Origin of the sequence: Streptomyces laurentii (genome assembly GCF_040635425.1) — a bacterium.
Classification (GTDB): domain Bacteria; phylum Actinomycetota; class Actinomycetes; order Streptomycetales; family Streptomycetaceae; genus Streptomyces; species Streptomyces laurentii.
The window spans coordinates 51,188-64,954 of the sequence record NZ_JBEYHT010000021.1 but is presented as its reverse complement, the minus strand read 5'-3'; the positions used below and the strand labels follow the sequence as shown (position 1 = coordinate 64,954).

11 protein-coding genes are annotated in these 13,767 nt (G+C 75.2%); 3 read left to right on the top strand and 8 right to left on the bottom strand.

Annotated elements, in window-relative coordinates; genetic code table 11:
* Positions 1-69: 69 nt before the first annotated feature.
* The 4 genes from ABZ693_RS15975 to ABZ693_RS15960 form a co-directional block, all read right to left on the bottom strand.
* Positions 70-849, bottom strand: coding sequence for a LytR/AlgR family response regulator transcription factor (locus tag ABZ693_RS15975; protein ID WP_359876850.1), 780 nt, complete (start codon positions 847-849; stop codon positions 70-72).
* 60 nt (positions 850-909) lie between these two features.
* Positions 910-1,782, bottom strand: a complete 873-nt coding sequence (locus tag ABZ693_RS15970; protein WP_359876847.1) for an Fpg/Nei family DNA glycosylase — start codon at positions 1,780-1,782, stop codon at positions 910-912.
* A 49-nt stretch (positions 1,783-1,831) separates the two neighbouring features.
* A complete protein-coding gene (locus ABZ693_RS15965; RefSeq protein WP_359876963.1) occupies positions 1,832-4,009 on the bottom strand; it encodes a SpoIIE family protein phosphatase in 2,178 nt (725 codons plus the stop codon).
* Positions 4,010-4,219: 210 nt separating this feature from the next.
* The gene (locus ABZ693_RS15960; protein ID WP_359876845.1) at positions 4,220-5,659 is read right to left on the bottom strand and encodes a DUF6777 domain-containing protein; all 1,440 of its coding nucleotides are present in this window, start codon (positions 5,657-5,659) and stop codon (positions 4,220-4,222) included.
* Positions 5,660-5,958: 299 nt separating this feature from the next.
* On the opposite strand from ABZ693_RS15960, the gene ABZ693_RS15955 reads away from it, so the two are divergent.
* Positions 5,959-6,153, top strand: coding sequence for a hypothetical protein (locus tag ABZ693_RS15955; RefSeq protein WP_359876842.1), 195 nt, complete (start codon positions 5,959-5,961; stop codon positions 6,151-6,153).
* Between the two features lie 78 nt (positions 6,154-6,231).
* Positions 6,232-7,671 (top strand): lipase maturation factor family protein, encoded by a 1,440-nt coding sequence (locus ABZ693_RS15950; protein WP_359876839.1) that lies wholly within the window; start codon positions 6,232-6,234, stop codon positions 7,669-7,671.
* A gap of 109 nt (positions 7,672-7,780) precedes the next feature.
* Here the strand turns inward: ABZ693_RS15950 and ABZ693_RS15945 are convergent, their stop codons facing one another.
* From ABZ693_RS15945 to ABZ693_RS15935, 3 genes are all read right to left on the bottom strand, one after another.
* Positions 7,781-7,975 carry a hypothetical protein gene (locus ABZ693_RS15945; protein WP_359876836.1) on the bottom strand — a complete coding sequence of 65 codons (195 nt, stop codon included), beginning with the start codon at positions 7,973-7,975 and terminating at the stop codon, positions 7,781-7,783.
* 260 nt (positions 7,976-8,235) lie between these two features.
* A complete protein-coding gene (locus tag ABZ693_RS15940) occupies positions 8,236-9,711 on the bottom strand; it encodes an SDR family NAD(P)-dependent oxidoreductase (RefSeq protein ID WP_359876834.1) in 1,476 nt (491 codons plus the stop codon).
* 141 nt (positions 9,712-9,852) lie between these two features.
* Positions 9,853-10,566, bottom strand: coding sequence for an IucA/IucC family C-terminal-domain containing protein (locus ABZ693_RS15935; protein WP_359876961.1), 714 nt, complete (start codon positions 10,564-10,566; stop codon positions 9,853-9,855).
* Positions 10,567-10,885: 319 nt separating this feature from the next.
* Here ABZ693_RS15935 and ABZ693_RS15930 point away from each other — a divergent pair, with 319 nt between their 5' ends.
* The gene (locus ABZ693_RS15930) at positions 10,886-11,998 is read left to right on the top strand and encodes a DMT family transporter (protein WP_359876832.1); all 1,113 of its coding nucleotides are present in this window, start codon (positions 10,886-10,888) and stop codon (positions 11,996-11,998) included.
* On the opposite strand, the gene ABZ693_RS15925 is transcribed toward ABZ693_RS15930, so the two are convergent.
* Positions 11,879-13,351, bottom strand: a complete 1,473-nt coding sequence (locus tag ABZ693_RS15925; RefSeq protein ID WP_359876830.1) for a peptidoglycan DD-metalloendopeptidase family protein — start codon at positions 13,349-13,351, stop codon at positions 11,879-11,881. The genes ABZ693_RS15930 and ABZ693_RS15925 overlap by 120 nt on opposite strands.
* Positions 13,352-13,767: the final 416 nt, after the last annotated feature.

Here is a 13,767-nt window from a genome sequence, read left to right as displayed (position 1 = left end):
GGGCGGTAGGCGTCGTTCGCGGGGTGGACGGGCCGGGCCGGTGAAGGGGTACGCGCGAGGGGTACGGGGTCAGCCGGCGGGCCGGCGCATGAGCAGGTCCCGCAGGTGGCGGGCGTGCCGGCGGGAGACGGCGAGTTCGGCGGCGCCGACGCGGACGGAGGTCGCGCCGCTGTCGACCCGGAGTTCGTCGATCCGGGCGAGCGCGACGAGGTGGCTGCGGTGGATCCGGACGAATCCGCGGTCGGCCCAGCGTTCCTCCAGGGTGGACAGCGGGATGCGGACGAGGTGGCTGCCCTGGTCGGTGTGCAGCCGCGCGTAGTCGCCCTGGGCCTCCACGTACGCGATGTCGTCGACGGGCACGAAGCGGGTGACGCCGCCGAGTTCGACGGGGATCTGCTCGGGGGTCCGGTCCGCCTGCGCGGCCTGGGCGGCTTGCGCGGCCTGGCTGGTGGCGTGGACGAGGTCGTGGACGCGCCGGACGGCCTCGGCGAGGCGCTCGCGCCGTACCGGCTTGAGGACGTAGTCGACCGCCTCCAGGTCGAAGGCCTGGACGGCGAAGCCCTCGTGGGCGGTGACGAACACGATCAGCGGCGGCCGCGCGGAGCCGCCGAGCAGCCGGGCCAGGTCGAGTCCGCCGAGCCCCGGCATGTGGATGTCGAGGAAGACCACGTCCACGCCGTCGGCCCCGTCGCGGTCCGGTCCGGCGTCCACGGCGCGGCCGAGCCGGCGCAGCGCCTCGGTGGCGTCGCTCGCGCCCTCGGCGCTGCGCACGCGCGGGTCGGCCCGCAGCAGATAGAGGAGTTCCCCGAGGGCCGGCGCCTCGTCGTCGACGGCCAGTACGCGCAGCATGCGCGGGAGTCTATGCCAGCGCGGCGCGGCCATGGCGGGGAGCGATCGCGCGCTCGGGTCCTACTTCAGGAGCCGGGACATCCGGCGGTCGGCGAGCGGGCGGCCGCCGGTCTGGCAGGTGGGGCAGTACTGGAGCGAGGAGTCGCTGAAGGAGACCTCGCGGATGGTGTCGCCGCACACCGGGCAGGCCTCGCCGGTACGGCCGTGGACGCGCATCCCGCTCTTCTTCTCGGCCTTGAGCCGCCCGGCGGCGAGGCCGTGCGAGCGGGCCACGGCGTCGGCGAGAGTCGTACGCATCGCGGTGTAGAGGTGGGCGATCTCCTCGGGCGTGAGGTTCTGCGCCGGTTTGTACGGGGACATCGTGGCCGCGTGCAGGATCTCGTCGCTGTAGGCGTTGCCGATGCCGGCGATGAGACTCTGGTCGCGCAGGGCGCCCTTGATACGGCGCCGTTCCCCGGCGAGCAGGGCGGTGAACGCCGCCAGGTCGAAGGCGTCGGCGAGCGGGTCGGGGCCGAGGCGGGCGACGCCGGGCACGTCGGCGGGGTCGTGGACGACGTACACCGCGAGGCGTTTGGTGGTGCCCGCCTCGGTGAGGTCGAAGCCGTCGCCGCCGGTGAGCGCGACGCGCAGGGCGAGCGGCCCCTTGCCGGGCCGGGGCGGGCCGGAGGGCAGCACGTCCTTCCACTGGAGCCAGCCGGCCCGGGCGAGGTGGGTGACGAGGTGGAGCGGGCCCGCCGTGCCCTCGGCGGCGATGTCCAGGAACTTGCCGTGCCGGGCGACAGTGGTGACCCGCGTTCCGTCGAGGGCGTCCGGGGGCGGGTCGTACGTCTTGAGCACGCTGATCGCGACGGGCAGCACGCGGGCGATCTCCTTGCCCACGAGGTGGTCGTCGAGGAACGCGCGCAGGGCTTCGACCTCGGGCAGTTCGGGCATGTCCCCACCCTGCCGCACCGGCCCGGGGCACGCCCGCCGGGCGGGGCCGTCAGTTCTCGGGCAGCCGGCCGGTGTCGGCCGCCTCGGAGGCGTCGGCGGTCCCGGCTGCCTTGGCGGTGCCCGTGGCCCCGGCGGCGTCGACGAGGCCTGCGAGTTCGGCCGGGTCGAGGAAGCCGGGGATTCCGTCGGACTCGGTGGACGAGCCGGCCTCGCCGTCCCCGGCCGGTGCGGCGGCGTCCGCGGCTCCGGCGTCCCCGGTGGCGAACTCACACCACACACTCTTGCCGTTGCCGCGCGGCTCCACTCCCCACTGGTCGGAGATCTGCTCCACCAGCAGCAGGCCTCGGCCCGAGACCACCGAGTCGCCGGCCTCGCGCCGGCGCGGCAGCACGCTGGAGCCGTCCTCGACCTCGACGCGCAGCCGCTGCTCGGGACCGGGCAGCATCCGCAGGGTCACGATGGCCCCGCCCTCGGTGTGCATGAGGGCGTTCGTCACCAGTTCGTCGGCGACCAGCTCGATCTCGTCCGAGCGGACTTCGGCGCCCCAGGCCCGTACGGCCGCGCGGATCATGTGCCGGGAGGCCCGCAGCGCCTCCGGGTCGTCCTGCCCGACGTGCTGCTGGAGCCGCCCCGCCGAGGCGGGCTGCCGGGCGCCCTCGCGGCGCAGCAGCAGGATCGCCACGTCGTCGTCGCCCCCGCGTTCGTCGACGACGTCGCAGAGCTGGTCGGCGAGTTCGTCGAGCTCCCGGGGGCCTCGTTTGACCAGGGAGGACAGCCACTGGAGCCCTTCGTCGAGGTCGGATCCGGGTTTCTCGACGAGACCGTCGGTGTAGAGCAGCAGGGTCTCGCCCGGGTCGAGTTCGACGGTGGTGACGGGATAGTCGAGGTGGTCGAACTCGGCGGACAGGCCGAGCGGCAGCCCGCCCTCGACGGGCAGCCGGCGCGGCGTGCCGGAGGGGTCCCGGACCAGCGGGTCGACGTGCCCCGCGCGGACGATCTGGACGAGCCCGGTGGCGGGGTCGGTCTCGGCGTACGTGCAGGTGGCGAAGCGGTCGGTGTCCAGTTCGTGGAGGAAGACGGAGGCGCGGGCCATCACGGTGGCGGGGGTGTGCCCCTCGGCGGCGTACGCGCGCAGCACGATCCGCAGCTGTCCCATCACGGCGGCGGCCTGGGTGTCGTGCCCCTGCACGTCGCCGATGACGGCGCCGACCCGGTCGCCGGGCAGCGGGATGACGTCGTACCAGTCTCCGCCGATGTCCCGGCCCATCCGGGCGGAGCGGTAGCGGACCGCTATCTGCGCGCCGGGCACCTCCGGGATGCGGCGGGGCAGCATCGCCTGCTGGAGCCCTTCGGCCAGGTCGTGCTCCTGCTCGTACAGCATGGCCCGCTGGAGGCTCTGGGCGATGGAGCTGCCCAGCGCCACCAGCAGGTTGCGCTCGTCGGGGCTGAAGCCGATCCGGTCGCGGTAGAGCAGGCCGAGGGCGCCGATGGGGCGGGCCTGGGCGATCAGCGGGAGATACGCGGCGGAGGTGACGCCGAGGTCGGAGACGTGCGGCCACAGCACCGGGTAGTCGGCGGCGAACTCCTCGGGGGTGTCGATGAAGAGCGGCCGCAGGGTACGGATCGCCTTGCCCATCGGATACGGCTCGTCCACCCGGGTGTAGCGGGTGCCGGGCACGAACGTGCCGGTGGGCCCCTCGGCCACCAGATGGATCCGGCCGCCCTCCAGCAGGCCCATGACGAGACTGGCCGCGCCGAAGTACTCCAGGCCCTGCGCGGCGCCGAGCATGTCGGTGATGTCCTGGACGGTACGGGCGTGGGCGAGCGCGGCGGTGGTGGCCTCGACGATGTTGGTGCGCTCGCGGCGGCCCTCGTCGAGGCCGAGGCGGGTGGCGGACTCGGAGAGTTCCTCGGAGGCGTCGCGGACCACGCCGAGGATACGGACCGGCCGGCCGGTCTCGTCGCGCCGGACCAGGCCCTGGGTGTGGGTCCAGCGCTGGGTGCCGGACCGGTCGCGGAGCCGGAAGTAGGCGCCGTAGCGGTCGTTGCCGTCCTTCAGGGCCTGGGCGACCATCGCGTCGAGCCGGCGGGCCTCGTCGGCGAGGACGCGCGAGCCGAGCGTCTCGGGGACGCCGTCGTACTCGCCGGGCGCCATGTCGAAGACGGCGAGGGCGGTCTCGTCCATCTCCAGGCGGCCGGTGAGCAGGTCCCAGTCGAAGCTGCCCATCCGGAATTCCCGGCCCAGCTCCTGGAAGAAGCAGCCGGCCGGCTCGGTCGACTGTGTCGCGCGGCGGCACCGGCCCGCCGCCGCGGCATCGCCGCCCCCGCTGCCCGCGCTCATGGGGCCCACGCTATGCACAGCGCGGCGGGACCGCACGGCGGGGAGCCGCCGGGCCGGTGCCGCCCGGCGCCCCGCGGCCCGCCGCGTCGCGTCACCTCAGGCGGTCTCGGGCCCGCGCCCCGGCTCGGTTCCGGGCTGCCCGGGCGCGGCACCGTCGAAGGACCGGCCGTCGGGCGATACGGCGTCGGGGGCGGGCGGCGCGTCGGGGGCGGCCGGGGGGCTGTCCGGGGCGATCGGCCCGTCGGGACCGTCCGGCCCGTTCGGCGCGCCCGGCCCGTCAGGGAGACCGGGGCCGTCCGGGAAGCCGGGACCGTCGGGGAGTCCGGGGCCCTCAGGGGCGAGCCGTACGTCCGGGCTGTCCATCCCGCCCGGTACGCCTCCGTCGGCCGGCGCGGGCGCGTCCGGCCCGTCCGGGACGCCGGGCTGCCCCGAGCCGGCCGGGGCATTGGGACCGTCGGGCATCGGGACACCGGATCCGGGACCGGGCGGCGGCCCGGGTACGGAGGAGCCGCCGGAGCCCGTCCCGCCGGGCGGTCCGGCCGGGTCGCCGGAGAACGCGGGCGAACCGGCCGTCTCCGACAGCGGCGCGGGCGGCGCGGCGACGAGGTCACAGGTGGCCGGGTCGCACGACGGTGTCGTGTCGGGGCTGCGGTCCGCCTCGCCATCGCTGCCCGCCGGCCGCTCGAACCAGGTGTTGCCGGCGCCGTCCGCGAGGACCAGGCTGCGGACGACGCTGTTGGTCGGGGTGATCGCGACGACCCGGTCGGGGCGGTAGCCGGGCCACGGCCGGCCCTTGTGCCGGGCACCGGGCGCGGGGGCCGGGGCACGCAGCGGGTTGCCGCCGGCGCAGCGCACGCGCGGGGTCGCGTACTCGTCGACGAGGACGGCGGTGCCCGTCTGGAGGACGGACTGGAAGGGCGCGGCGCGGCCGTCGCGGAGGCCGTGGCTGGTGACCCGGGCGTCGGCGCGCAGCAGGACCGGGGTGAGACCGCGCAGCCAGTCGGCGAGCCGGGCCTCGGGGATGCCGGCGGCCTCGGCGAAGGCGCGGGCCCGGGCGGGGTCGGTGGTGAGCAGGGCGACCTGCTGCTCGACGTTGCAGCTGGCGGTGGAGCGGGTGCCGCCGTAGAGGCCGGGGGTGGCGCCGGTGAGCGCGCGGCCGGCCGGCGCGGCGCCGGTGGCGCCGCCGGGCGCCGCGCCTTCGGGTCCCGCCGCGGGCGCGCCGTCCGACGCGGCGGGGGCGCCTTCCTGCACGGTGGAGGGCCCGAACGGCGCGGGCCCCTGGACGCCGGCCGGTTCCAGCAGTACCTCACGGACGGTGGCGGGAGTCGGCTGCGCGCCCGGCTCGGCGGGGGTGTCCAGGGAGCAGCCCGCGATCAGCAGGGCGGGGGCCAGCACGGCGACCGCCCAGATCCCGGGGCGCAGACCGGCCCGCGGGCCCGGGGCGTCACCGGCAGGCCCTCCCGCCCGCGCGTCCGCCGGTCCGCCCGCCGCCGTGAGCGCCCGGCCGCTGAGCGACGTACCCGGCAGGATGTCCAACGGGGGGCCGTCCGGGGTGCGGGGCCGGGTGCCGGGCGGCGGCGTGCCGGGTCGTGAGGGCCGTCGTCTGGATACGTCGCGCACTGGGTTCTCCCACTTGTTCGCCCCGGGTCGTTCCCTCCTTACTGCCGCAGCCCCATGGCGACCGCAATCCGGGCGCGTCCATCCGGTGCGGCGGCCCCGTGCGCCCGCGCCGCCGGGGCCCCTGGGCTCGCTGCGCGGAACCTCCCGAGGATCCCGACCGGGCCCGCGGAGTTACGCTCCTTGTGTACTCCCCCGCACTCCTTGAGGAGGCGGCCATGAGCCAGTACGACGAGTACACCAGCCCCTCGCAGGCCGAGGGCGAGCGCCTCGACGAGGACATGGACGCGGCGCAGAAGAAGCAGACGCACAGGATGCCGACCCGTACCACCCCGTCGCAGGCGGAGGGCGAGCGGACCGCGAACGACAACGCCGACGCCAAGGGCACCGGCGACGACACCGACAGGCGCTGACCGGGCGGGCGGCGTCGGCCCGCCCGGCCGACTCTGCCTGACCGGCCTGCCGGCCGGCCCTGACCTCGCCCCGAGCCGATGCAGTGGTTCACCGCGCCCGACTACTGGCTGAGCCGGATCGTCTTCCAGCGCGGGCTCGCCGGACTTTACGTGGTCGCCTTCGTGTCGGCGGCCCTGCAGTTCCGGGCGCTCATCGGCGCGCGCGGGATGCTGCCCGTGCCCGCGTTCACCCGCCGGGTCCCGGCCCGCCTCGCGCCCAGCCTCTTCCAGTGGCGCTACTCCGACGCGCTGTTCGCGTCCGTCGCCTGGGGCGGTGCCCTGCTGGCCCTCGCCCTGGTGGCGGGCGCGGGGGACGCGGTGCCGCTGCCCGTGTCGATGCTGCTGTGGCTGCTGCTGTGGGCGCTGTACCTGTCGATCGTGAACGTGGGGCAGACCTGGTACTCCTTCGGCTGGGAGTCGCTGCTCCTGGAGACGGGCTTCCTCGCCGTGCTGCTCGGCAACGCCGACACCGGGCCGCCGGTGCTGGTGCTGTTCCTGCTGCGCTGGCTGCTGTTCCGGGTCGAGTTCGGCGCGGGGCTGATCAAAATCCGCGGCGATCCGTGCTGGCGGAACCTGACCTGCCTGTACCACCACCACGAGACCCAGCCGATGCCCGGCCCGCTGAGCTGGTTCTTCCACCACCTGCCGAAGCCGCTGCACCGGGCCGAGTGCGCCGCCAACCATGTCGTCCAGCTCGGCGTCCCGGTGCTGCTGTTCGCGCCGCAGCCGGTGGCGACGGTCGCGGCCGGGCTGATGGTGGCGACCCAGCTGTGGCTGGTGCTCTCGGGCAACTTCGCCTGGCTGAACTGGCTCACCATCCTGCTCGCGCTGTCGGCGATGGACGGCTCGCTGCTGCCCGGCGGCCACGACCATCAGCGGCCCGGCGCCCCGCTCTGGTACGTGGTCGTGGTGTGCGCGGCCACCGTGCTGATCCTCGTCCAGAGCCGGCATCCGGTGCGCAACCTGCTGTCCCGGCGGCAGACGATGAACCGTTCCTTCGATCCGCTGCATCTGGTCAACACGTACGGCGCGTTCGGTACGGTCAGCCGGGTCCGGGACGAGATCGTCATCGAGGGCACCGACGAGGTGGCGCCGGGCCCGGACACGGTGTGGCATGAGTACGGCTTCCGCGGCAAGCCGGGCGATCCGCGCCGGCTGCCGCGCCAGTTCGCCCCGTACCATCTGCGGCTCGACTGGCTGATGTGGTTCGCGGCGCTCTCCCCCGGCTACGCGGGCGACTGGTTCGGGCCGTTCGTGGAGCGGCTGCTCGCCGGGGACCGCGACACGCTGCGGCTGCTGCGCCACAACCCGTTCCCGGACGCCCCGCCGGCGCGGGTGCGGGCGCTGCTCTACCGCTACCGGTTCACCACCTGGCGCGAGCTGCGGGAGACCGGGGCATGGTGGCATCGCACGCTGGTCCGGGAGTACCTGCCGCCGGTACGGCTGCGCGGGCCGGCGCGCCGGGACCGCGCGGGGTGACCCGCGGCTCCCCCCTGCCGGGCGGGACGACCGTGCCCGGACAGGGCGATGCCCCCGGCAGAGAGGATCGGCCGGGGGCATCGCGGCGAAGCGTCGCTTGCGGTTCGGGTCAGTCGATGCCCGGCAGGATGTGCGGCTCCGCGAGGTCGTCCTCGTATCCGGCGAGCCGGATGGGGGCCGAGCGGGCCCATACTTCGAGGTTTCCCAGCTCGCCGGGCCGCTGACGCGTCGGCTCGATCGTTCCGATCGGCGCGTTCGGTTCGGCGGGGCGCTGCTTCTCCTGCGTGGTCGATTCCGGTGTCACCGCGCACTCCTTCGTGTCGCGTATCAAGGGGGACAGGGGGTCCGTTCGGTCGCGGTGGCGCCGTACTGACGGGCGGGACCGCGGCCATTCGGTGACAGGCCAGTCCCCGGCCGATCTGGGGAGGTTCGGTGAAACCCGTGTTGACCGGCCGTGTACACCAGACTAACCAAATGAGCACGCCTGCGCTCTATGGGGCACGAAAGTGTGACGCGTTCGAGTGAACCTGGCCGAATTCCTGTACCCCGCCCCTCTTCACCGGATCACCACTTACCGGGCGCGTAGTCCTTCAGGAAGACCCCGTACACGTCCTCGCCGTGCTCGCCGAGCACGATCGGGTCGTAGACCCGGGCCGCGCCGTCGACCAGGTCGAGGGGAGCGTGGAAGCCCTCCTCGGCGAGCCGCAGCTTGTCGAAGTGGGGGCGCTCGTCGGTGATCCAGCCGGTGTCGACCGAGGTCATGAGGATGCCGTCGGTGTCGAACATCTCCTGGGCGCTGGTGCGGGTCACCATGTTCATGGCGGCCTTGGCGGCGTTGGTGTTCGGGTGCCCGGCGCCCTTGTAGCCGCGGCCGAAGACGCCCTCCATGGCGGAGACGTTGACGACGTACGCGCGCTTGCTCGCGGCCTGGGCGGCGGCCCGGGCCATCGCCGGGCGCAGCATGCTGATCAGGATGAACGGCGAGGTGTAGTTGCAGAGCTGGGTCTCCAGCAGCTCCACCGGGGAGATCTGCTCGATGGTCTGCACCCAGGTGTTGGAGTCGACGACGTCCGGGACCAGACCGCCCGCGTCGATGGCGGTGCCGGCCTGGTGCCGGGCGATGCTGGCGTTGCCCGCGACCAGCGCGAGGTCGGCGACCTTCTGGGCGTCGAGACCGCTCACGCCGACGGGCAGCGCGGCGAGACCGTCGACCGCGCCGGAGTTGAAGGCGCCGATGACGTGGTGGGCGGGCAGCTCGCCGGCGGGCAGCGGGGCACGCTCGCCCTCGACGAGCGCGGCGTACGCGGAGGGCAGCCGGCGTACGGTCTGCGTCGCGTTGTTGACCAGGATGTCCAGCGGACCGGCCTCGGTGACCTGCTCGGCGAGGGCGACGGCCTGGGCCGGGTCGCGCAGGTCGATGCCGACGACCTCCAGGCGGTGCATCCAGTCCGCGGAGTCGTCCATCGCCTTGAAGCGGCGGATGGCGTCCTTGGGGAAGCGGGTGGTGACGGTGGTGTGGGCGCCGTCGCGCAGCAGCCGCAGCGCGATGTACATGCCGATCTTGGCCCGGCCGCCGGTGAGCAGCGCGCGCTTGCCGGTGAGGTCGGCGCGGGCGTCGCGCTTGTTCCGGTTCAGGGCGGCGCAGTCGGGACAGAGCTGGTGGTAGAAGTAGTCGACCTCGACGTACCGCGTCTTGCAGGTGTAGCAGGAGCGGGGGCGCTGGAGTATGCCCGCGATCCGGCCGGCCTCGGTGACCGAGGAGGGCAGGATGCCCTCGGTCTCGTCGTCGATGCGCTGCGCGGAGCCGGTGGCGGTGGACTCGGTGACGGCCTTGTCGTGGGCGGTCTTGGCGGCCCGGCGCTCCTGGCGGCGGCGCTGCTTCACGGTCCGGTAGATGCCGGCGGTCGCCCGGCGGACGAGGATGGCGTCGGGGTGGTCGACGTCCAGCTCGTCCAGCTCGTCGAGCACGCCCAGGCAGACGGCCAGGCGCTTGGGGTCGATGCCCGGCCCGTACTCCTGGGTCTCTTCAGTCACCGTCATGGCCTTGGTCGTCCTCGATCGCTCGTGCCGTCGTCACTCGTCGCCGCGGGCCGCCGGCCACCGCGGCGGGTGGGCCCGGATGACCGGCGGATGCGCCGATCACCCGCGCGTCGGCGTGTCGTGGGCTTCGAATAAGCAACTTTACGGAGCGGGGGGCCGCCGCTCCAAACCCGTACGGGGGGCGTGGTCGAACACACAGTCGCCGCACAGGCCTCCGGCCGCGCCGCGGTAGTAGAGACAGCAGCTGGTACGGCGCAGGGCCGGGCCGCGGACGGTGCCGGCCAGGTCGGGGTGGTCGAGCAGGCCCGAGACCAGCGCGACGGCGCGGGCGGCGGCGTCGGGGCGGCCGTGGGCGCGGGCCCAGCGCAGCAGTTCGCGCAGCGCTCCGGCGAGCGCGGAGCCGGAGTTGCCCCAGAGCAGCCGCGGGGAGATCCGGCCGTCCCGGGCGAAGGCGGCGTGCAGCGGGACGAGGTGGGCCTCCAGGACGGCGGCCCGCAGCCCGGCGACGGTGGCGGGGCGGGTGGCGGAGCCGGACCACCACAGGTCGTCGGGGGCGCCGAGCGCGCCGTCCCAGTGGAGGGTGCCGGGCGCGAGGTCGGGGAAACGGCCGTGCAGGGCGGCGGGGCCGAGGGTGGTGGACCAGAGGCGGGCGGCGAGGCCGAGCTGGGCGGCCGAGGCGGCGACCCGGCGCTCCCGCCCGGATACGCCGAGTCCGGCGGCGACCCGGTCGACGCGGGCGGTGAGCGGGGTGTCGTCACGGCCCGCGTACAGCTCCGCGAGCGGGCGGTGGTCGGGCCGGGCGCCGGTGGCCGGCCCGGGCGGCGGGGCCGTACGCAGCACGAAGAAGCCGCCCACCTGTGCGCTGTCGAGCGCGCGGACGTCCGCGCCGTCGTCGGCGCGGGCATCGGCGCGGGCATCGAGTTCCGGGTCCGGTTCCACCGGGGCATCCTGCCATCGGCGGCGCCCGCGCCGCCCCGGCGCGGGGCCAATTTCGGCGGCTCGACCGGGGGTGGCCGATTCGGAGGGGTCGCGGGCCCGGTCCGGTGCCGGTCGAGGTGAGCTGCGCGGACTACGCCGCGAGGTGTACGAGGCCGCTTCGTACTCCGTTCGCGGTACGACGGATCAGGTTCCCTGGTACGACGACGTGAACGCCCGGAAGCGGGATCGTGGAGGTATGAGTTCCCTCGCGCTGTCCGTGCTCCTGTCGCTGGTCTCCGCGGTCGCCTACGCGTCCGCGGCGATCGTGCAGGAGCGGGTGGCGGCCTCGGCCGCCGTCCCCCGGTACGCGCCGCTGCGCCGGCCGGCGTGGTGGGGCGCCATCGCGCTCAACGGCCTGGGCGCGGCCCTGCACGTGGCCGCCCTCGCGTACGGACCGCTGAGCCTGGTGCAGCCGCTGGGCGCGCTGACGATCGTGTGCGCGCTGCCGCTGGCGGCGCTGTTCGTGGGCCGCCGGGCGGGCCGGACGGCCTGGCGCGGCGCGCTCATGACGACGGTGGGTCTGGCCGGCCTGCTGAGCCTCACCTCGGGCACGGCCGAGCAGTCCCTGGCGACCGACGAGCGGCGGCTCCTCGCGCTCGTCACGTTCGGCGCGGTGGCGCTGCTGTTCACCGCCGCGCATCTGGTGCGGCGCCCGGCGCTGCGCAGCATGGTCCTGGCCGCGGGCGCGGGGGTCGCCTTCGGCATCGCCTCGGTCTTCACGAAGACGGTGGCGGTGGACTTCCGCCTGGACGCGCCGCTCGCCCAGTGGGCGAGCCTGCTGGTTCTCTCGGCGCTGGCGGTGACGGGGCTGCTGCTGTCCCAGGCCGCGTACCGGGGCGCCGGGCTCGCCGCGCCGCTGGCCATGGTGACGGTGGTGAACCCGGTGATAGCGGCGACCGTCGGCCTGACCCTGTTCGGCGAGTCGTTCCGGTACGGGGCGGCCGGCGGGGTCGCCGCCCTGATCTGCGGTGTGGTGACGGCGGGCGGGCTCGTCCAGCTCACCCTGGACCGGCTGGGCACCGGGACGGCGGCCCCGGAGGCGGCCGAGAACCCGGGCGGGCGGGAGACCGCGACAACCGGGCCGGAGGCTCCGGGCGCGCCGGAATCCCCCGCCCTGGCGGGGACCTCCACGCCGCCGAGGTCCTCGGCCCGGCCGGAATCCTCGGCCCGGCCGGGGTCCTCCGCCGGATCAGATCGAGACGCCGCGGGCGCGGAGGTACGCGAGCGGGTCGATGTCGGACCCGTACCCGGGACCCGTACGCATCTCGAAGTGCAGGTGCGGTCCCGACACGTTGCCGGTCGATCCTGAGCGACCGATCCGCTGGCCGGTGTTGACCTGCTGGCCCGCGCGGACGGTGAGCGCGGACAGGTGCGCGTACTGGCTGTAGCGGCCGTCTCCGTGGCGGATGACGACCTGGTAGCCGTAGGCGCCGCCCCAGCCCGCCGAGACGACCCGGCCGGTGGCCACGGCCTGTACGGACGTGCCGGTGGGGACGGGGAAGTCGATGCCGGTGTGGTAGCCGCTGGACCAGGACGAGCCCTGGGTGCGGTAGCGGGTGCCGATGTCCGTGTCGGCGACCGGCGAGGTGAAGTGCCGGACCGGCGCCGGCTTGTGCGCGGGTGCGGGAGCGGGCTTGTGGGCGGGCTTCGGGGCCGGCTTCTGGGCGGCGGGCTTCTGGGCCGCCGGCTTGCGGGAGGGCTTGGCGGCCGGGGCCTTCGTCGGCGGCTTCGCCTCGGGCTTGGCCTCGGTCTTGGCGGCCGGCTTCACGGCGGGCTTCGGCTTCTCGGGCGCGGGCCGCGAGACCGGACGGGTCGCCTCTGCGGGCGGCTGGGTCCGCGGCTTGGCCGTCGGGGGCTTCGGCGCGGGCGTGGCGGGGGCCGGGGCGGGCGTGGGCTTCGCCTCGGGCTTCGTCTCCGGCCTGGGCTTCGGCTTCGTCTCGGGCCGCGGCGTGACGGCCGGGGGCTTGGCCGGTGCCGCGGGCGCGGCCATCCGCAGGGTGAGCCGCTGGCCGGGGAGGATCAGGTCGGGGTCGTCGCCGACGACGCGGCGGTTGGCCTCGTACAGCCGCGGCCAGCCGCCCCGTACGTCCTTGTCGCGGGCGATCTCGGAGAGCGAGTCGCCGGACTCGACGGTGTACATCTCGCGCACGGTCGGCACGGTGGTGGGACTCGCGGGCGCGGCGGCGGCCGCCTGGGTGCGCTGCGCGGGCAGCGAGGCCTTCGCCGCCAGCGGCCGCACGCCCGCGGTCTGCGCGGTGGCGCCGCCCGCCGGTCGGGGTGCCGCGTCGCCCCGTTCGAGGCCCGCGCGCGGCCCGCAGGCGGGCCAGGCGCCGGGGCCCTGGCTCTCCAGCGCCCGCTCGGCGACGGCGATCTGCTGGTCCTTGGAGGCGAGGTCGGCGCGCGGCGCGAAGTGCGTCCCGCCGTACCGCTCCCAGGTGGACTGGCTGAACTGGAGTCCGCCGAAGTAGCCGTTGCCGGTGTTGATCTGCCATTGGGAGGTGGACTCGCAGGCGGCGAGCTTCTCCCAGACGTCCAGTGAGGCGGCCTGCGCCGTGCCCGCCCCGATCAGTGGCAGGGCCATGCCCGCGCCGCCGGCGGTGACGAGCGAGGCACGGTTGATCCGGCTCGGCTGCTGACGGCGGTGCTTCCCGCGTGCGGCCATGGGCCCCCCTTGTACGCGTCGACAGTCGCCCAAGGTAGGGGCAGGCAACCGTGCGTGACAAGGGGTTCCGGCCGGTTCCCCCGCCTCACGCGTCGCACTTCGCGCCATGTGGCGCGCGGTCACCGCCCGGCGGGTCCCGGCTGCGGCTGCGGTTCGGGCTCCGGTACGGGATAGGGGCTCGGCGGCACGGGGTTGGGCGGCGGCATGGGAGGGGGTCCCGGGGTCGGCACGGGCGAGGGCATCGGGTCGGGGATCGGGGGCTGGGTCATGACGTCCTCCGAGAGGTACGAGGGGAGGGAGCGGCGATCAGGGAATCGAGGGCCGGGACGGGCTCCAGCCTCCCCCGTTCCGACTGCCCGCGCGCGCGGAGGCCATGCCTTCGGGCGAGCGTCCGGGGCCTTCGGACAGAGCGGGGC